Consider the following 19,540-nt stretch of genomic DNA (forward strand, 5'->3'; position numbering starts at 1 on the left):
GTCCGGTGGCCCTCGACTCGGCGCTGGCGATCGCCGTCGTGCCCCGCGAGGCCGGGGCCCGGGGGCCGCAACGGGGGGGGGGGGGGGACCGGGGGGAACGCCGGGTCGGCCAGGGGGCCCCGCCCCCGGGTGGGGGGGGGCGCCGCCTTCAGCGGATCCTGCGGTCAGTTCGCGCTGTAGTAGCCGAACAGGTCCACGATGACGTGGGCCGAGGTGTTGACCGCGAGGTCGACCGCGCCGTTCTGGACCGGAACGGTCACGAGGTTGGCGATGGTCTGGCCCGGAGCGTCCCAGTTCAGGTTCGAGGACAGCGGGCGGGTGGTGTAGCCGGGCCAGGCGTTCAGGTAGCCGGCGGCGGTGGTGCCGGTGACCGTGACGTTCAGCACGACCGAGGTGGCGCCGGAGAGCGCGCCGCCGTCGTTGAGCGACAGGTGGACGATCTGGCTGTTGCCCAGGGCCGCCGGGGCGGGAGCGCCCAGGCCGCTGCGGGTGTCCATCAGGCGCTTCGGACCGGCGTTGTGGAACTTGCCGCCGGAGGCGTCCGTGGTGAAGTAGCCGAACACGTCCGCCAGCAGGTCGATCGGCGAGGCGGCGTTGTTGTAGAAGCTGACCTTGCCGTCGGCGCCGACCGGGACGATCACCAGGTTCGGGACCGTCTGGCCCTTGACCCAGTTCAGGTTGGACGAGGCCGGCTTGGCCTGGCCCGACGGGAAGACCGTCAGGTAGCCCGGGTCGTTGGTCTTGGTCACGGTGGTGTTGAGCACGACCGCGGTGACGCCGCTGCCCGGGATCGCCAGGCTCATGGTCTGCTTCGAGCCGAGCTTGGCCGCGACGTTGCCGGGCAGGCCGGTGCCGTTGCGGGTGTCCAGCAGACGGGTCGGGCCGGCCGGGGTCAGCGTGGAGCCGTTGCTGTCGGCCGAGTAGTAGCCGAAGACGTCCGCCACCAGGTCCACCGAGGTGTTCCAGGAGCCGTTGAACAGGTTGACCTTGCCGTCGGCGCCCACCGGAACGGTGACCAGGTTCGGCACGTCGCGGCCGGCGGTCCAGTTCAGGTTGGACGAGTCGGGCTGCGCCTTGCCGGACGGCCAGGCGGTCAGGTAGCCGGCGCCGTTGGCGCCGGTCACGGTGACGTTCAGGACGACCGAGGTCACGTTGGACGCCGGCACCCCGCCGCGGCCGGTGACCTGCAGGGGCAGCGTGCCGCGCGAGGCGACCTTGCCGGTCGGGGCGCCGGTGCCGTTGCGGGTGTCCAGCACGCGGCTGGGCGACACCGGGTTGAAGGTGCCGGCCGGCTGCGAGGGCAGCGCCTTGCAGAGCGCGGCGATCATCGACTTGCCCTTGGGCGAACCGAGGCCGGAGGCCAGGTCGTAGCCCGAGGCGGCCGAGTAGTGGCCCACGGAGGCGACGTCGTTGGTGCCCGAGGTGACGTCGTTGAAGACCGACGTGTTGCCCGCCAGCGCGTGCAGCGCCGGGTTCAGGTAACCGAGCGGGCCGTTGGCCGCGCAGGCGGTCGAGGCGTTGGCGTCGGCGATCAGCGCGGCCCACAGCGGGGCGGCGCCGCTGGTGCCGCCGATGACCGCACCGTGCACGGAGCCGTTGGACACGTCGGTGAAGACCAGGTAGCCGTGGTCCGGGTCGGCCAGCGCGGAGACGTCCGGGACCTGGCGGCAGGTCTGGCCGGAGACGGCACCGCAGAGGTTGCTGTACTCGGTCGCCTTGTTCTTGTTCCAGGCGAAGTCCGCGTCGTTCAGCGCCCAGCGGGTGTCGACGCCGCCACCGCCACCGCCGAAGCCGTAGCCGTTGTTCCACACCGAGATGGAGCCCGCCGAGACGGCGCCCAGACCCGAGTGGGAGGTGCCGCCGACACCGGTCGCGTACGGCTGCGAGGCCGGGCTGTCGGTGTTGAGCAGGGTGTCGTTGCCGAGGCCGGAGCCGCGGCAGTCGGTCGAGCCGGCGTCACCGGATGCCGCCAGCACGGACTGGCCCTGGGCCGCCGCCTGCTGGAGGATCACGTTCATGGTGGCCTCGCGGCCCGAGTCGCGCTCGGCCTCGCAGCGGCCCCAGCTGATCGAGACGACCTTGGCACGGTTGTCGTTGACGATCTTCTGGTACGTGTCGATGACACCCTGGCCGGTGTTGGCGCCCTGGTAGACCAGGATCGACGAGCCGGGCGCCAGCGAGGCGATCGTCTCGACGTCGAGCGCGGTCTCGCCGCCCTCGCCGGCATCCACGTTCGGCGCGCCGGGTACGAAGCTGCCGACCGGGATGTTGGAGACCGAGGCCTTGGTGCCGTTGCACGACTGGTACGCGGAGACCGCGTTGGAGTCGTAGTTCTCCAGCGAGAGCACGGCGACCGTGGAGCCGGAGGCGCCGTCGGCCAGGCCGTTGAGCTCGTAGGCCTTGGCCAGCTCGCCCGAGCTGTAGTAGTCCGTGCCGTCGGTGTAGCCGGCGCCGGTCATGATGTTCTTCCAGGTGCTGCACAGTGCGGGGCTGGCCCCGATGTTGCGCGCCTGCTCGGAACCGTTGACCGCGGCGCTGAACGTCGCCTTCGGCTTCACCACGGAGTGCGGCTTGTAGGTCGCGGTGGTGTCCAGGCCGACCACGCCGGCGATCTTGCCGGCCAGGTCGCCGCGGACGGCCGGGGCCTGGGTGTTGGCGTAGGCGGCCGAGCCGTCCGCCAGCTTGTAGCCGGCGAAGTCGGTGCTGAACGCCTTCTTCGCCTCGGCGACGGTGGCCCTGACCGGGATGGTGAGGCCGTTGGCGCCCACCTCGCCCGGGTGCAGGCCGGCCGCGGTGAGCGCCGCACGGACGCTCGCCACGGTGGCCGGGTCGGCACCGAAGCGCTGACCGAACTCACCGGTGTTCAGGTAGTGCTTGTACAGCGGGGAGGACGGGTTGGAGACCGCTCCGACGAAGGTCGAGAGCGCGGCCTGGTCCTTCGGCTGCAGGGTGACGCTGAGGTCGAGCTGGGTGCTGTCGGCCGGGGCGGCGGTCTTCACCGCTCCCTTCGGCACGACGGGGGCGGAGCCGAGGCGCTTGGGCGCGATCGACTCGGCCTGCGCGGTCGCGATGGTGGGCAGACCGGCACCCGCGACCAGGGCTGCGGTCACGACGGCGAGAGTGGTCCCGCGTCCTATCCCCCTGGTACGTGGCGTCCGGATCGGACCCGACGGGTCGAGCATCCGCGATCTCCTTGGGATGACAATGCTGCGGATATGGGTGGAATTCCGGACAGAACGACGCGCGTCTCCACGACTACAAAGAAAGAGGCCTGGTCAGCCGCGCAGCGGCGAATCTCCGGCCCAACCCCCGTGTACAACCCCCCGTGGAGACCCCCGAGTTGGCACCAGCAGGACCAAATCGGACATTTCCGCGATCCGTCGAACGGAATTTCCAGAAGATGTTTTATCAGCAGCCCACGACAGAATCGGTTCGGGGGCGCCTGCCGTTATCAGTCGGAGACCTTGGCGGACGCCCGACAACACCGGGGCCAAGGAGAGGGGCCGTCGGCCCGCAGATGTGCGGACACGAGAAAGCCCCGCAGATCCGAAGATCTGCGGGGCTTCGCTGTGCGCGAGGGGGGAGTTGAACCCCCACGCCCTTTCGGGCACTGGAACCTGAATCCAGCGCGTCTGCCTATTCCGCCACCCGCGCATGGGTGCTGTCGTAAGATGCTTGCCGCTCTTCCGACCTGACGAGAACCTTACCGTATCTCGCTCGGTCTTCCGTCCGGCTCCCTCTCGGGCGCCCCTTCCGACGTGGAAAACATTAGCACGGCCTCCGGGCTACCTCCGAATCCGTTCTCCTGCCACCCGGCGGACCCGCTCTCCGGCGGGGCGGTGAACGGGTGACCGAGGGGTACGGAGGGCCCGGTGCGGGTAGCCCTCGCTTGCCGCCCGCTCGGCACCCTCCGTACCCGGACCCGGCCCGGACGGGCCGTGTGCCGGGTCTCACGCCCCGGGACCACGTCCACGGGGAACCGTACGGATGGGCCCGACGTGGATACGATCAGTACGGAAAACCGCAACCCGGCCCGCGAGCGCGGCCCGGCCGACGCCCTGGAAGGGGGTGCCCCGTGGGAGTCCTGAAGAAGTTCGAGCAGCGGCTCGAGGGTCTCGTGAACGGCACCTTCGCCAAGGTGTTCAAGTCCGAGGTCCAACCGGTGGAGATCGCCGGCGCGCTCCAGCGCGAGTGCGACAACAACGCCACCATCTGGAACCGCGACCGCACGGTCGTCCCGAACGACTTCATCGTGGAGCTCAGCCCGCACGACTACGAGCGCCTCAGCCCGTACGCCGGGCAGCTGGGCACGGAGCTCGCCGGGATGGTCCGCGAGTACGCCGACGCGCAGCGCTACAGCTTCATGGGCCCGCTGAACGTCACCCTGGAGCAGGCCGACGAGCTCGACACCGGCCTGTACCGGGTGCGCTCGCGCACGCTGGCCGGCGAGGAGCCGGCCCAGCAGCCGGCCGCGCCCGGCTACGAGCGCCGGCCGACCACGCCCGCGCCGGGCGCACCGTGGCAGCAGCCGGGCGCGGGGGCGTACAACGCACCGCCGCAGCCCGCGGCGCCGCCCGCGATGCCCGCGAACCCGCCGGCGGTCGGCGGCAACGTCCGCCCGTTCCCGGGCGCGGGCCACAGCGGGGCGAACACCCGGCGCTGGATCGAGGTCAACGGCACCCGCCACCAGATCACCGGCAACGCCTGCGTGCTGGGCCGGTCGACCGAGGCGGACATCCGGATCGACGACCCCGGGGTGTCGCGCAAGCACGCCGAGATCAGGCCCGGGACGCCCCCGATGGTGCTCGACCTCGGGTCCACCAACGGCATCGTGGTGGACGGGCAGCACACGCAGCGCGCTACGCTCCGCGACGGCTCCCGAATCGTCCTCGGGTCCACCACCATCGTCTACCGACAGGTCGAAGGGTAGAGCGGGCCACTCATGTCAGAACTGACCCTGACGGTCATGCGGCTGGGCTTCCTTGCCGTGCTGTGGCTGTTCGTGATCGTCGCTGTGCAGGTCATCCGCAGCGATCTCTTCGGCACGAAGGTGAACCCGCGCAGCTCGCGCCGGGCCGCCCCCGCGGCCACGGCGTCCGGCGGGCGCCCGCCGCAGCAGGGCGGGTCCGCCGCGCCGCCGCAGCCCCGCCAGCGCCGCGGTGCCCCGACCCACCTGGTCGTGGTGCAGGGCTCGCTGGCCGGCACCACCGTCGCCCTGCAGGGGCAGACGATCACGCTGGGCCGCGCGCACGACTCGACCATCGTGCTGGACGACGACTACGCGTCCTCCCGTCACGCCAGGATCTACCCGGATCAGACTGGGCAGTGGACGGTGGAGGATCTAGGCTCCACCAACGGCACCTATCTGGACCGGCAGCGGCTCACCGCGCCGATGCCGCTCCAGCCGGGCATGCCGATCCGAATCGGCCGGACCGTCATCGAACTGCGGAAGTAGCGGCGCATGAGGGACACCACCCCGTCCAAGACCAGCCGGGAGCGCGGGCACCGCGCTGCCGCTGCCGTGCGCGCCCGCGGCATGGTCCCCACCGAGCAGGCCGGGAAGGAGGCGGCGACCGCATGAGCCTCGTGCTGCGCTTCGCCGCCGGCTCGCACAAGGGCCTGATCCGGGAGGGGAACGAGGACTCCGGCTACGCCGGTCCCCGGCTGCTCGCCGTCGCCGACGGCATGGGCGGCGCGGCGGCCGGCGAGGTCGCCTCCTCGGAGGTGCTCGGCTCGATCGTCCGCCTCGACGAGGACATCCCCGGCGCCGACCTGCTGACCCTGCTCGGCGACGCCGTCCAGGGCGCCAACGACCGGCTGCGGCAGATGGTCGAGGAGGACCCGCAGCTGGAGGGCATGGGCTGCACCCTCACCGCGATGCTGTGGACCGGCCAGCGGATGGGCATGGTGCACATCGGCGACTCCCGCGCCTACCTGCTGCGGGACGGCTCGCTGACCCAGATCACCCAGGACCACACCTGGGTGCAGCGCCTGGTCGACGAGGGCCGGATCACGCCCGAGGAGGCCGAGACCCACCCGCAGCGCTCGCTGCTGATGCGCGCGCTGGACGGCCGCGGCCAGGTCGAGCCCGACCTGTCGATCCGCGAGGTCCGGGCCGGCGACCGCTACCTGATCTGCTCCGACGGCCTGTCCGGCCCGGTCAGCCACCAGACCCTGGAGGAGACGCTCGGGAGCTACTACGCCCCGCAGCAGACCGTCCAGGAGCTGATCCAGCTGGCGCTGCGCGGCGGCGGCCCGGACAACATCACCTGCATCGTCGCGGACGTCATCGACGTCGGCGCCAGCGACACCCTCAGCGGCCAGGCCGCCGACATCCCGGTGGTGGTCGGCGCCGTCGCCGACGCGCCGCCGCACCACGGCGACCCCGGCCTGCTGAACACCCCGGCCGGCCGCGCGGCCGGCCTGGGGCGCCCGCAGGCCCCGCAGGGCGCCTTCGGCCCCGCCGACGGCTACGACACCGCCCCGGGCTTCGGCCCGGCGGAGGGCTACGCCGACGGCTACCAGGAGGGCTACGGCGAGCCGCACGGCTCCTTCGGCCCGGCCGACGAGCAGGCCTACGACGGCTACGAGGAGGGCGGCCGCTCGCGGCGCCGCAAGAAGGGCCGCGGGCTCAAGGTCACCCTCACCGCGCTGGTCGTCCTCGGACTGCTGGGCGGCGGCGGGTACCTCGGCTGGCGCTGGACGCAGGACCAGTACTACGTCGGCGCGGACGGCGACGGCGTCGCGGTCTACCGCGGGCTCAACCAGAGCCTGGCCGGCCTGAGCCTGTCCTCGGTGTACGAGAAGCACGCCGACGTCGAACTCAAGTTCCTGCCGGACTACCAGCGGACGCAGGTGAGCAAGACCATCCAGGCCAAGAGCCTGGCGGACGCCCGCGACCAGGTCCGCACCCTGAGCGCCCAGGCCGCCGTCTGCAAGAAGGTCTCCCAGGGCGCCACGCCCGGCGGGACGGCCACACCGCAGCCGGGGGCGACCCCGGGGGCGAGCGCCACACCGTCCCCGACCGCGACCGCGACCACCCTGACCACGGCGGCCGTCCGCACCGAGGGCACCGCCACCCCCACCCCCACCCGCAGCCCGACGACCGGCACCCTGAGCACCGGGAACCCCGGCACCACGCCCGAACTCACCGAGCAGGAGAAGCAGCTGGCGGCCTCCTGCCCGGCCAAGTAGCACCGACCCCCGCCAGGGGACTCAGCCGTCGGGGAGCGGCCTACACGTGAGCACCTTTGACCTGAGCAACAGCAGCCCCACCGAACGCAGCGCCCGGCGCGCCAACACCACCATCACGCCGCAGAACGCGCCCAACCGGCGCAACACCGAGCTGGCCATGCTCGCGTTCGCGGTGCTGCTGCCCGTCTTCGCCTACGCCAACGTCGGCCTGGCCATGGACGGCACGCTGCCCGCCGGAATGCTCGCCTACGGGCTGGGCATGGGCGCCCTGGCCGTGGTCGCGCACCTGCTGATGCGGCGCTACGCGCCCTACGCGGACCCGCTGCTGCTACCCCTGGCCACCCTGCTCAACGGGCTCGGCCTGGTGATGATCTGGCGGCTGGACAAGGCCGGCAAGCTGCTCGCCAGCAACTACCCGGCGGCCGCCAACCAGCTGATGTGGTCGGGCCTGGGCATCGCGTTCTTCATCGGCGTCATGGTGCTGCTGAAGGACCACCGGATCCTCCAGCGCTACACCTACATCTCCATGGCGGTGGCCCTCGTCCTGCTCGCCGCCCCGGCCTTCTTCCCGGCCCGGGCCGGCGACTTCGGCGCCAAGATCTGGATCCACATCGGCAGCTTCTCCATCCAGCCCGGCGAGTTCGCCAAGATCATCCTGACGGTGTTCTTCGCCGGCTACCTGATGGTCAAGCGGGACGCCCTGGCACTGGCCAGCCGCCGCTTCATGGGGCTGTACCTGCCGCGCGGCCGCGACCTCGGCCCGATCATCGTGGTCTGGCTGCTGTCGATCCTGATCCTCATCTTCGAGACCGACCTCGGCTCCTCCTTCCTGTTCTTCGGCCTCTTCGTGGTGATGCTCTACGTCGCCACCGAGCGGACCAGCTGGATCGTCTTCGGCCTGGTCATGTCGATCGGCGGCGCCACCGTGGTCGCCATGGCCGAGCCGCACGTCAAGACCCGCATCAACGCCTGGCTCGACCCGATGGCCGCGTTCAGCCCGCACCCGCCGGCGCAGTCCAGCGAGCAGATCGGCCAGACCCTGATGGCCTTCGGCTCCGGCGGCGTCACCGGCACGGGCCTCGGCCAGGGCCGCTCGTGGCTGATCCAGTTCGCCGCCAAGAGCGACTTCATCCTCGGCTCGTTCGGCGAGGAGCTCGGCCTCACCGGCATGATGGCGCTCTTCCTGATCTACGGCCTGATCGTCCAGCGCGGTCTGCGCACCGCGGTCGCGGCCCGCGACCCGTTCGGCAAGCTGCTCGCGGTCGGCCTCTCGTCCGCCTTCGCGCTGCAGGTCTTCGTGGTCGCCGGCGGCGTCACCGGCCTCATCCCGCTGACCGGTATGACGATGCCGTTCCTCGCACAGGGCGGTTCGTCGGTGGTCGCCAACTGGGGCCTGATCGCCATCCTGCTGAAGATCAGCGACAGCGCCCGCCGCCCGGCCCTCGACGCCGAACCGACCACCGCGCCGGCCCCGGCCCCGGCCCGATAGGGAGTCCGCACGTGAACAAGCCCATCCGCCGGGTCTCGATCTTCTGCCTGGTCCTCGTCCTCGCCCTGCTGGTGCGCACCAACTGGGTGCAGGGCGTCCAGGCGCACGCCTGGGCCACCAACCAGCACAACGACCGCAACAAGTACGACCGCTACGCCTACCCGCGCGGCAACATCATCGTCGGCGGCCAGCCGGTCACCAGCTCCGACTTCGTCAACGGCCTGCGCTACAAGTACAAGCGCAGCTGGATCGACGGCCCCATGTACGCCCCGGTCACCGGCTTCTCCTCGCAGGCCTTCGGGACGAGCCAGCTGGAGTCCCTGGAGGACGGCATCCTGGCCGGCACCGACTCGCGGCTCTTCTTCCGCAACACCCTGGACATGCTGACGGGCGGCGACAAGAAGGGCGGCAACGTCGTCACCACCATCAGCGCCAAGGCCCAGAAGGCCGCCTTCGAGGGTCTCGGCAACAAGAAGGGCGCGGCGGTCGCGATCGACCCCAGGACCGGTGCGATCCTCGCCCTGGTCTCCACCCCGTCCTACGACCCGGGCACGTTCTCCGGCAGCACCCAGGCCGACTCGAACGCCAAGCAGGCCCTCGAGGCCGACCCGAACAAGCCGATGCTCAACCGGGCGCTGCGCGAGACCTATCCCCCGGGCTCGACCTTCAAGCTGATCACCGCGGCCGCCGCCTTCGAGACCGGGATGTTCCAGAATCCCGGCGACAAGACGCAGACCCCGAACCCGTACGTGCTGCCGGGTACCAAGACCGAGCTGAAGAACGCCTCGGAGACCGAGCCCTGCACCGACGCCACGCTGCTGGTCGGCATGGACTTCTCCTGCAACACCGTGTTCGGCAAGATCGGCGCCGACCTGGGCAAGGACAAGCTCCGCGCCCAGGCCGAGAAGTTCGGCTTCAACAACTCCCAGGTGGACATCCCGATCCGGCCGTCGACGAGCGTCTTCCCGAAGAACTCCACGCCGGACGGCACCGCGATGGACGCCATCGGCCAGCACGACACCCGGGCCACCCCGCTGCAGATGGCCATGGTCGCCGCGGCGATCGCCAACAACGGCAGCCTGATGCAGCCCTACCTGGTCGACCAGGAGCAGGCGGGCAACCTGGCCGTGGTCTCCAAGCACTCCGAGAAGCAGCTGAGCCAGGCCGTCTCCCCCACCACCGCCGCCAAGCTCCAGCAGCTCATGGAGTCGGTGGTGCAGAACGGAACCGGCCAGAAGGCGCAGATCGACGGCGCGACGGTCGGCGGCAAGACCGGTACCGCCCAGCACGGCCAGGACAACAGCGGACTGCCGTTCGCCTGGTTCATGTCCTACGCCAAGGCCGGCGACAAGCAGGTCGCGGTCGCGGTCGTGGTCGAGGACGGCGCCGCCGAGAGCAGCGAGATCAGCGGCGGATCGATCGCCGCGCCGATCGCCAAGCGAATCATGGAGGCGGTGGTCAAGGGGTAGCGCCGGGTGACCGTCCTGCGTGATTGGTCACAGCAGGGCCGTTCCGGTGCATACCGGTCTGGTCTCAGCTGGCAGGCTGTTCGGGCTGCCTCAGGTTCGCCCGGTAGCGTATCCGCCAGCAGCGGGTGTACCCGCGGCCCGGCCGCGGTCCGACCGCGGCACCGGCCCCCGCCAGAACCGGGGGCGGCCGGGAGAGCGTCACACAGAGCGTGCGGGGACACCTACGTCACATCCTCACCGTCCGGTGAGGGAGAGGGTCGGAACTATGGAAGAGCCTCGTCGCCTCGGCGGCAGGTACGAGCTCGGCGGCGTCCTCGGACGCGGCGGCATGGCCGAGGTCTACCTGGCCCATGACACCCGGCTCGGCCGCACGGTCGCCGTGAAGACGCTCCGCGCCGACATGGCCCGCGACCCCTCGTTCCAGGCCCGCTTCCGCCGCGAGGCGCAGTCCGCGGCGTCGCTGAACCACCCCGCCATCGTCGCCGTGTACGACACCGGCGAGGACTACATCGACGGCATCTCCATCCCGTACATCGTGATGGAGTACGTCGAGGGCTCGACGCTGCGCGAGCTGCTGCACTCCGGGCGGCGGCTGCTGCCCGAGCGCGCGCTGGAGATGACCATCGGCATCCTCCAGGCGCTCGAGTACTCGCACCGGGCGGGCATCGTCCACCGCGACATCAAGCCCGCCAACGTGATGCTGACCCGGCAGGGCAACGTCAAGGTCATGGACTTCGGCATCGCCCGTGCGATGGGCGACGCCGGCATGACGATGACGCAGACCTCGGCCGTCATCGGCACCGCCCAGTACCTCTCCCCGGAGCAGGCCAAGGGCGAGACCGTGGACGCCCGCTCCGACCTGTACTCCACCGGCTGCCTGCTGTACGAACTGCTGACCGTGCGCCCGCCGTTCGTCGGCGACTCGCCGGTGGCGGTGGCGTATCAGCACGTCCGCGAGGAGGCCCAGCCGCCGTCCGCGTTCGACCCCGAGGTCCGCCCCGAGATCGACGCGATCGTGCTGAAGGCCCTCGCCAAGGAGCGGGACTACCGCTACCAGAGCGCGGACGAGATGCGCGACGACATCGAGCGCTTCCTCGACGGCCTGCCGGTCGCCGCCGCCCAGCAGGCGGCCGCGTACGGCATGGGCGCCGGCTACGGCTACGACCAGGGCGGCGCCCAGTACGACCCGTACGGGCAGACCAACCTGCTGCCGCAGCAGGGCTCGGCCGGCCCGACCACGATGATGCCGCCGGTCGGCTCCCCGCAGTCGGGCTACGGCTACCCGCAGGAGGGCTACGGCGGCAACGGCGGTGGCGGCGGCTACGACGACGGTGACGGCTACGAGGGCGGCCGGCGCCGCGCCAACCAGCCGAAGAAGAGCAACACCTCCTGGATCGTGCTCGCTGTGGCGGCCGTCCTGGTGCTGGTCGGCGCCTTCTTCGTGGTGCAGGCCATGCTCAGCGGCGGCAGCGGCACCAGCCAGACCACCTCGCCGAACCTGGTGGGCCTGAGCATCGCCGACGCCCAGACCAAGGCGAAGCAGCAGAACCCCAAGCTGAGCGTCCAGGCCGCCGACCCGGTCGCCTGCCCGGACGCCAAGATCCAGAAGGACCAGGTCTGCACCCAGGACCCGGCCGCCGGCAACAAGATCGACGAGACCACCGTCATCAAGGTGCACCTGTCGTCCGGCCCGGTGGAGACCGACATCCCGGACGTCTCCGGCCAGTCCGCCGACTCCGCCACCGCCCAGCTCCAGCAGGCCGGTTTCACGGTCGAGACGCAGACCAGGAACGACGACACCGTCGACCAGAACAAGGTCATCTCGTACTCGCCGACCGGCAAGGCCCCGGCCGGCTCGAAGATCACCCTGGTGGTCTCCGGCGGCACCGGCAAGAGCGTCGTGCCCAGCGTGGTCGGCAAGCCCAAGGGCGACGCCCTGCAGGCCATCAGCGACGCCCAGCTCAACCCGCAGGTGCTGACCCAGGTGGTCGTCGACCCGGCGCAGGTCGACGTCGTGCTGAAGCAGAGCCCGACCGGCGGCCAGCTCAAGAAGGGCGGCACGGTCACCATCACGGTCGGCAAGCTCGCCGACAAGGTCACCGTCCCGCCGCTGCTGAACCTGACGCTGAAGGACGCGATCAACCAGCTGACCAAGCTCGGCCTCGGCTACACCCCGATCGGCCCGGCCGACCCGAAGGCGATCGTGGTCAACGTCACGCCCGGGGCCGGTACCCAGGTGGACGCCGGCACCTCGGTGACCATCACCACCAGGCCCGCCGGGCCGGGTGACCCGTCCGGCAACTGAGTCCGGCAGAGCAGTACGGTATCGGGGGCGGCCCCGCCGGCCCCGGCCCGCCGGGCGCCCCCCGGGGCCCCGGGTTGGGCCCCGCCGGGCGGCCTGCCCCCCCCCCCCCCCCCCCCTTCCGCCGTTCCGGACCGCTGTGCACAGGGTTGTCCCCAGGCGGTCAGTCAGCCACCCGTCCGGCCCAACGGCACGTCAGGCGGCCCGTGCCCGACCGGCCCGCAGCACCGGGCGCGAGGAGTTATCCACAGGCTGTGCACAGTCGCGGACGCCCCCGACGGGGCCTCACCCCGGCCGGGCGGCGAGCTCCTGCGGAGGGGTTCGCCGCGCGTCCATCGGCACGACCCTGGCGAGGCTGCCCCAGACCGCCATCCGGTAGAGCGAGGTGTAGGCGGGGGTGCAGGTGGTGAGCGTGATGTACCGGCCGGGGCCGGTGTACGGAGAACCCCGGGGCACCGGCGCGACCACGCCGACGTCGTCCGGGGTCGTCCGGGGCAGCACCCCGTCGACGCGGTAGACGTACCAGTGGTCGGCGGTCTCGATGACGACCGGATCGCCCACCGCCAGCCGGTCGAGGTCGTGGAACCTGGCGCCGTGGCCGTCGCGGTGCGCGGCCAGGGTGACGTTGCCGACCGGGTCCCAGGGCATGGCCGAGGGGTAGGGCGCCTGGTAGAGGCCGGCGACGCCGGTGTCCAGCACCTCGGGGCCGGTGCCGCGGCGGATCACCACCTGGTAGTCGGCGCCCATCGCCGGCACGTGCAGGAAGCCGACCGCGTCGGAGGCCGGCCGGACGTGCCCGCCGGCGGGCTGCGGCGGGGCGGACCAGCTGCCGCGCAGCCCGGCCGCGGTGCGGTCGGCGGCCCGGTCGGCGACGAGGTCCGTCCACCAGAGCGAGTAGACCGCGAACAGGGCGACCAGCACCCCGAGTGTGATCATCAGTTCGCCGGCCACCGCGGCCGCCGTCCGGACCCGGCCGCCGGGGGCGGGGCTGTCGACAGGACTCACGGGGGTGCCTTCCGCCGCGCGACTGGCCCCCCTCGGACCTACTGGCCGGTGAGCGCAGCGGGCTTGCCCTGGCTCCTCGGCCGTTCGTCGACCATCCTGCCAAAGACGATCAGCCTTCCCCGGGCACTGAACTCGGGTGTGCACGTCGTCAGTGTGATGTAACGACCCGGTTGGGTGAACGGCGAGCCCTTGGGGACCGCCTGGATGACCCCGACGTTGCCCGGCGGCGTCTCCGGGATGCCTCCGGCGACCTGGTACGTGTAGTACGTGGTGGCGGTCTCCACCACGATCGTGTCACCCGGCTTCAACTGGCCGATCTTCCGGAACGGCTGACCGTGCGTCGTCCGGTGCGCGGCGACGGCGAAGTTGCCCGCCCGGTCGGCCGGCATCGCCGTGCCGGTGTAGTGGCCGACCAGGCCCTTGTCGAGCACCTGCTGCTTGCCGGTGCCCTCGGCGACCGGGTACTTGAGGCCCAGCCGGGGGATGTACAGCAGCGCGAAGCCCTGGCCGGGCTCGAAGGCGCCGGCCGGCGGGGTGGCCGCACCCGACGGCTGCGGGGTGCTCCACTGCTGCTCCAGCCGGTGGCCCGCGGCGTCCGCCGAGGCGTCGGCCTGCACGTTGGTCCACCACAGCTGGTAGGCGACGAAGAGCAGCATCACCAGGCCGAGGGTGATGAACACCTCGCCTACCGTCCGCGCGACCACCACCCGGCGGCGCTCCCTGGGCCTCGGCAGCGGCGCTGCCTGGCGGCCGGCCGCCCGGCGCCTGCCGGTGCCGGGGGCGCCCAGCCCGCCGGCCCTGCGGCGCTCGGCCCGGCCGCCCGGCGCGGCCTGCGGCTCTGCACCGGCCGGCGCCGGCGCCTGCTCGGGCACCACCCGCAACTGCACCGTCCGGTCGTCGAGCACCGGCTGCGGCGCCTGCACGGCGGCCTCCGGCCGGTCCTCCGCGGGCCCCGTCGGGGGAGCCGGCTGGTACACACCCCAGTCGTCCGCCCCCCGGCCCGGCTGCGCGCCCCCCTCCGGGCGTACCGCGGTCATCCGGTCAGCTCCGCCCGATCACCGGGGCGAGCCCTCTGGAGCGCCCGACCGCCTCGGGGAAGCCGCACTCGGCGAGCCAGTTGGCCAGCATCCGGTGGCCGCCCTCGGTGAGCACCGACTCGGGGTGGAACTGCACGCCCTCCACGAGGAGCTCACGGTGGCGCAGGCCCATGATGACGCCGCTCTCGGTCTGCGCGGTGACCACCAGCTCGGCGGGGACGGTGCCCGGCTCCACCGCCAGCGAGTGGTACCGGGTGGCGGTCAGCGGCGAGGGCAGGCCCTCGAAGACCCCGCCGTCCTCGTGCTCGACCAGCGAGGTCTTGCCGTGCAGCAGCTCCGGTGCGCGGTCGACCACGGCGCCGTAGGCGACCGCGATGGACTGCAGGCCGAGGCAGACCCCGAACACCGGCAGCCCGGCCGCGGCGCAGTGGTGGACCATCTCCACGCAGACCCCGGCCTCCTCGGGCGTGCCGGGGCCGGGGGAGAGCAGCACCCCGTCGAAGCCCTCGTCCCCGGCACGGCGGACCGCGTGCCCGACCGTCACCTCGTCGTTGCGCACCACCTCGCAGGTGGCGCCCAGCTGGTAGAGGTACTGGACGAGGTTGAAGACGAAGCTGTCGTAGTTGTCGACCACGAGGATCCGGGGCGAACCGGTGGCGGAGCTCATGGGTGCTACTCCTGGAGTGCGGGTCGGGCTGAGTTCGGACCGGACGGCGGCGGGCGGCACCCGCCGGGGTCAGCCGGCGCCGCCGTTGTCCACGGTGACGTCGCTGAACGGCATCAGCGGCTCGGCCCACGGGAAGACGTAGGTGAAGAGGACGAAGACCGCCCCGAGGACCAGCAGCAGCGCGATGACCGCGCGGACCAGGGTGTTCCCCGGCAGATGCCGCCAGATCCAGCCGTACATGGTGCTCCTCGGGTTTCAAGGCCGGAGACCAGACTAGACGCCGGGCCGCCCCGGTACGGCGCGAATCGGCCCCTTGGACGGCCTCAGCCGCCGTCGGCGGCGTTCAGGTCCACCGATCCGGCGTAGGCCGGCACGGCGAGGTCCTGGTTCTCCTGGACCTTCCAGCCGAGCCCGTAGGCGGCGACGTACTGCAGGTAGTTGCGGATCGCCGGGTCGGCGTCCACCGCCGAGCGCAGCGCATCGGTGCGGCCGACCGCCCTGATCACGTACGGCGGCGAGTACACCCGGCCCTGGAGGAGCAGGGTGTTGCCGACGCAGCGGACGGCGCTGGTCGCGATCAGCCGCTGGTCCATCACCTGGACGCCCTCGGCGCCGCCCCGCCACAGGGCGTTCACCACGGCCTGGACGTCCTGCTGGTGGATGACCAGGTCGTTGACGCCGGGCTCGGGCACGCCGGGGATCCGCGCGGTGGCGTTCGGCGGGGCGTCGTTGAGGGTGACCGTGAGACCCGGGCCGCGCAGCGGCTCCAGGCCGGCCGACTGCTGCAGGGCACCGAGCCGGGCGGCGTCGGACGGGGTCCGGCCCTGCTGCTGCGCGAGGCCCTCGACGCGGTCCTGGAGGGCGCCGATCTGCGCCTGGATCTGCTGGTTCTGGGTGGAGCGCTGCTGTATGACGTCGCCGAGCCGCAGCAGCGAGGCGTCGGTGCGCAGGTCGGTGCCGTGGGCCGTGCGGGCGCTCACGTAGAAGAGCAGTCCGGCCAGCGTGAAAACCGTGCAGGTCAGGGCACGTCCGACAATTCGGGTGCGGCGCGGCCGCGGCGAGCCCGGGAGCGGGGGAATCGTGGAATTCGGCACCGTACCCTTATCTCCTTCAGACCCGGCGAGCCACTACGCTAACGGACGCCGGTGGCATGTGCGGAGCAGTGCTTCATCACGGACCGGCCCCCACAACCCGCCCGCCCCGCTGCACACCGCGCGGTCACAGCGCATCGACAGGAGAACCTCTCGTGCCGAAGTCTCGAGTCCGCAAGAAGGCCGACTACACGCCTCCGGCCACCACCGCCGTGAAGATCAGCTCCGGCCGGAGCTGGGTGGCTCCGCTGATGCTGGCGTTCTTCCTGATCGGCCTGGTGTGGATCGTCACCTACTACGTGACGAGTGGCGACTGGCCGGTCCACAGCTGGGGCAACTGGAACATTCTGGCCGGTTTCGGCTTCATCGCGGCGGGCTTCGGCGTCTCCACGCAGTGGAAGTAGCCGTTCCGTCCCGCCGACGCCGCCCCGGGCAGGTCCGGGGCGGCGTTTCGGTGTCCCGGACGAACCGCTCGTAGGTTTATCCACACGGTTATCCACACTGGGGAAAACCATCCCCAGCCTGTGGATAACATGCCGCGGCATTCCCGCCCCGAGCGCCCGCCGATTCTTCCGGAATTCAACATTCCGCAGCGAGACGCGCGTAGACCGACCATTCGCAGGCCACCGGCCGCACCCGCTGTGCACAACCCGGCGCGCACTGTGGACAACGCAACCGAACAGTCCCCCGGGAGCCGCCGGATCAGCCGAGCCGGGCCGTCTCCACGACCACCATCAGCACCGCAGCGCCCAGCACCCCGGCCACCGTCAGCCCCTGCACCAGATTGCGCCGCGCCCGCGGGGCGTACATCAGCCCCCAGGCCGTGACCGCACCGGCCACCAGGCCCCCGACGTGCGCCCGCCAGTCGATCGCCGCCACCGAGAACGTGATGACCAGGTTGAACACCAGCAGGGCCACCACCGGCCCCAGCGGCGTCCTGGTCGCCCGGAAGAGCACCGCGGTCGCCCCGAGCAGCCCGAAGATCGCACCGGACGCGCCCACCGAGTACACCGAGCCGCCGCCGATCAGGTACGCGAAGGCGTTCCCGGCCACCCCGGACACCAGGTACAGCGCCAGGTAGCGCACCCGGCCCAGCACCCGCTCCAACTGCGGTCCGAGGACCCAGAGCGACACCATGTTCATCAGGATGTGGAACGGCCCCGAGTGCACGAACACCGCGGTGACCAGCCGGTACCACTCGTCGGGGCCGGAGGCCACGCCGTACCGCACCGGGAAGCCGCCCAGCTGGGTGCCGCTCAGCAGCGCCAGCCGCACCCCCCACGCCGGGCTCAGGTACTCGGTCAGCAGGAAGACCGCGAGGTTGATCCCGATCAGGATCTTGGTGACCAGCGCGCCGTCCCCGGCGGGCAGCCCCCCGAACCGCGTCCTGACCGACCGCTCCTCGGCCGCCCCGCCGCGCACGCACTCCGGGCAGTGGAAGCCCACCGCGGCGCTCACCATGCACTCCGGGCAGATCGGCCGGCCGCAGCGCGCACAGCCGATCCCGGTCTCCCGGTCGGGGTGCCGGTAGCAGCCCGGCAGCTGTGCCGTGCCCTCCGGCTGCGGACGTACGGGCTCGTCCGGCAGCATCCGGGGTCCCTTCCTCACACGACGGATCCCGGTGTCCGCCCCGTCGCGGGGGGCCACCGGGACCGTCCAGGCTACTGCGCCGCGGTCAGGCGCGGGTGATCTCGACCGACTCGATCACGACGTCCTGCAGCGGGCGGTCGGCCTCGCCGGTGGCCACGGCCGCGATCTTGTCCACCACGCCCTGGCTGGCGGCGTCGGCCACCTCGCCGAAGATGGTGTGCTTGCGGGTCAGCCAGGCGGTCGCCTCGACCGTGATGAAGAACTGCGACCCGTTGGTGCCCGGCCCCGCGTTGGCCATCGCGAGCAGGTACGGCTTGGTGAAGGCCAGGTCGGGGTGGAACTCGTCGGCGAACCGGTAGCCCGGGCCACCCGTCCCGTTGCCGAGCGGGTCACCGCCCTGGATCATGAAGCCACTGATCACCCGGTGGAAGACGGTGCCGTCGTACAGGGGCTTCGCCTGCTTCTCGCCGGTCTTCGGGTCGGTCCACTCGCGGGTGCCCTCGGCCAGTTCCACGAAGTTCGCCACGGTCTTCGGGGCGTGGTTCGGGAAGAGCCTGACCACGATGTCGCCGTGATCGGTCCTCAGGGTGGCGGTCAGGTCCTGGGCCACGAGGTGCCCTCCTCTTTCCGGTCTCTTTCGACAGCGGGAATCATCCCACGCACGGCGCCGGACGGCGCAGTCCGGCGTGCCCGGGGGGACAACGGGATGCATGATCTCCAAACAGGTGGAAATGTGCATAACGGACGCCGCCGAGGAGGAGAAGCCAGTGACCCGTTCGGACTCAGCCCGAGAAAACGCCGGCTGGACCATGGACACCGTGGCGCCCTATGCCGCCACCGCCAAGAAGGCCGCACTGCAGTACGCCGACGACGCCAGGAACCGGCTGGGCCCCACCATCGAGGCCATCGGGCCGAAGGCCGCCGCCGCCGGCGCCCAGGCCCGCGCCGGGGCCGTGACGGCCGCCCAGGCCGCCCGGATCCAGTACGACAAGCGCGTCGCGCCCCAGCTGGAGCACGCCTTCGCCGCCCTGCCGCCCACCGCGCAGGAGGCCACCCTGAAGGCCGTGCACCGCGCCCAGGAGGCCGCGCTGTCCGCCAAGCACTCCGCCGAGCGGGCCGCCGAGTCCGCCCGGGTCACCGTGGGGCCCAAGATCTCCGGGGCGAGGGCCGCGGTGGTGCCGGCCGCCCAGGAGGCGCAGATGCGCAGCGCCGCCGCGCTGACCGCGCTGCAGGGCCACGTGACCTCGGCGGAGATCAGCGAGCTCGCCGCCAAGAACATCAAGAAGGAGAACCGCAGCGGCTGGGCCACCGGCCTCGCGGTGGCCGGCACGGTCGCCATCGGCGCCGGCGTGTTCGCCTGGCAGTGGTGGCGCAAGCAGAGCAACCCGGAGTGGCTGGTCGAGCCGCCGGCGCCGGCCGGCGGCAACCCCGGCCAGTCCGCGCCCGCTCCCGCCGCCACCGCGCCGGTCAACGGATCGGCTCCGCACGACCAGGCGGGCGGCGACTCCGAGCCGACGCCCAAGCCGGCCCCGCCGACCCCGTCCAAGCCGGACACCGAGCGGCCCAAGCCGCACGACCCGCGCAAGCCGCACTGACCGGTACCGGGCCGGAACGACGATCGGGGGGGCGTGGGGTATGAAGATATCGGCCGGATCGGTGGTGTGGTTTATTTTTATTTTTATGGGGTTCAATGTGA

At 71.8% G+C, this 19,540-nt stretch carries 16 protein-coding genes and 1 tRNA gene; 8 read left to right on the forward strand and 9 right to left on the reverse strand.

The features are described from left to right. Positions 1-164: 164 nt before the first annotated feature. Together ACFV0G_RS14795 and ACFV0G_RS14800 are read right to left on the reverse strand one after the other, a co-directional pair. Positions 165-3,110 (reverse strand): protease pro-enzyme activation domain-containing protein, encoded by a 2,946-nt coding sequence (locus tag ACFV0G_RS14795; protein WP_380546572.1) that lies wholly within the window; start codon positions 3,108-3,110, stop codon positions 165-167. 460 nt (positions 3,111-3,570) lie between these two features. Further along, positions 3,571-3,654, reverse strand: a tRNA-Leu gene (locus tag ACFV0G_RS14800). A 421-nt stretch (positions 3,655-4,075) separates the two neighbouring features. On the opposite strand from ACFV0G_RS14800, the gene ACFV0G_RS14805 reads away from it, so the two are divergent. The 6 genes from ACFV0G_RS14805 to pknB all read left to right on the forward strand — a co-directional run bounded on the left by ACFV0G_RS14805 (position 4,076) and on the right by pknB (position 12,457). After that, the gene (locus tag ACFV0G_RS14805) at positions 4,076-4,930 is read left to right on the forward strand and encodes an FhaA domain-containing protein (RefSeq protein ID WP_380546574.1); all 855 of its coding nucleotides are present in this window, start codon (positions 4,076-4,078) and stop codon (positions 4,928-4,930) included. Between the two features lie 12 nt (positions 4,931-4,942). Further along, positions 4,943-5,455: an FHA domain-containing protein gene (locus ACFV0G_RS14810; protein WP_380546576.1), complete on the forward strand. Its 513-nt coding sequence runs from the start codon at positions 4,943-4,945 to the stop codon at positions 5,453-5,455. A 122-nt stretch (positions 5,456-5,577) separates the two neighbouring features. Then, entirely contained in the window at positions 5,578-7,194 is a 1,617-nt protein-coding gene (locus tag ACFV0G_RS14815) for a PP2C family protein-serine/threonine phosphatase (protein ID WP_380546578.1), read from the forward strand. Positions 7,195-7,240: 46 nt separating this feature from the next. Continuing rightward, entirely contained in the window at positions 7,241-8,683 is a 1,443-nt protein-coding gene (locus tag ACFV0G_RS14820; protein ID WP_380546580.1) for an FtsW/RodA/SpoVE family cell cycle protein, read from the forward strand. Between the two features lie 11 nt (positions 8,684-8,694). Then, complete coding sequence (locus tag ACFV0G_RS14825; protein ID WP_380546582.1) at positions 8,695-10,152, forward strand: peptidoglycan D,D-transpeptidase FtsI family protein; 1,458 nt, start codon at positions 8,695-8,697, stop codon at positions 10,150-10,152. Positions 10,153-10,417: 265 nt separating this feature from the next. Beyond that, a complete protein-coding gene (gene pknB / locus ACFV0G_RS14830) occupies positions 10,418-12,457 on the forward strand; it encodes a Stk1 family PASTA domain-containing Ser/Thr kinase (RefSeq protein WP_380546584.1) in 2,040 nt (679 codons plus the stop codon). Between the two features lie 282 nt (positions 12,458-12,739). Here the strand turns inward: pknB and ACFV0G_RS14835 are convergent, their stop codons facing one another. From ACFV0G_RS14835 to ACFV0G_RS14855, 5 genes are all read right to left on the reverse strand, one after another. Continuing rightward, positions 12,740-13,459, reverse strand: coding sequence for a class E sortase (locus ACFV0G_RS14835; RefSeq protein ID WP_380546587.1), 720 nt, complete (start codon positions 13,457-13,459; stop codon positions 12,740-12,742). Positions 13,460-13,497: 38 nt separating this feature from the next. Next, the gene (locus tag ACFV0G_RS14840; RefSeq protein ID WP_380546589.1) at positions 13,498-14,496 is read right to left on the reverse strand and encodes a class E sortase; all 999 of its coding nucleotides are present in this window, start codon (positions 14,494-14,496) and stop codon (positions 13,498-13,500) included. Between the two features lie 4 nt (positions 14,497-14,500). Next, on the reverse strand, positions 14,501-15,163 hold the full coding sequence (locus ACFV0G_RS14845; RefSeq protein WP_380546591.1) for an aminodeoxychorismate/anthranilate synthase component II: 663 nt from the start codon (positions 15,161-15,163) through the stop codon (positions 14,501-14,503). Positions 15,164-15,232: 69 nt separating this feature from the next. Next, on the reverse strand, positions 15,233-15,403 hold the full coding sequence (locus ACFV0G_RS14850; protein WP_380546593.1) for a hypothetical protein: 171 nt from the start codon (positions 15,401-15,403) through the stop codon (positions 15,233-15,235). An 83-nt stretch (positions 15,404-15,486) separates the two neighbouring features. Then, on the reverse strand, positions 15,487-16,257 hold the full coding sequence (locus ACFV0G_RS14855; protein ID WP_380546595.1) for a DUF881 domain-containing protein: 771 nt from the start codon (positions 16,255-16,257) through the stop codon (positions 15,487-15,489). A gap of 152 nt (positions 16,258-16,409) precedes the next feature. Here ACFV0G_RS14855 and crgA point away from each other — a divergent pair, with 152 nt between their 5' ends. Continuing rightward, positions 16,410-16,658, forward strand: coding sequence for a cell division protein CrgA (gene crgA, locus ACFV0G_RS14860; RefSeq protein WP_380546597.1), 249 nt, complete (start codon positions 16,410-16,412; stop codon positions 16,656-16,658). Between the two features lie 298 nt (positions 16,659-16,956). On the opposite strand, the gene ACFV0G_RS14865 is transcribed toward crgA, so the two are convergent. After that, positions 16,957-17,844, reverse strand: a complete 888-nt coding sequence (locus ACFV0G_RS14865) for a rhomboid family intramembrane serine protease (protein ID WP_380546603.1) — start codon at positions 17,842-17,844, stop codon at positions 16,957-16,959. An 85-nt stretch (positions 17,845-17,929) separates the two neighbouring features. Next, the gene (locus ACFV0G_RS14870) at positions 17,930-18,454 is read right to left on the reverse strand and encodes a peptidylprolyl isomerase (RefSeq protein WP_380546599.1); all 525 of its coding nucleotides are present in this window, start codon (positions 18,452-18,454) and stop codon (positions 17,930-17,932) included. Positions 18,455-18,611: 157 nt separating this feature from the next. Between ACFV0G_RS14870 and ACFV0G_RS14875 the strand changes: the two genes are divergently transcribed. Then, positions 18,612-19,439, forward strand: a complete 828-nt coding sequence (locus tag ACFV0G_RS14875; protein ID WP_380546601.1) for a DUF5324 family protein — start codon at positions 18,612-18,614, stop codon at positions 19,437-19,439. Positions 19,440-19,540 lie beyond the last annotated feature (101 nt).

Source organism: Kitasatospora sp. NPDC059571, from assembly GCF_042735675.1.
In the GTDB taxonomy this organism is placed as follows: Bacteria; Actinomycetota; Actinomycetes; order Streptomycetales; family Streptomycetaceae; genus Kitasatospora.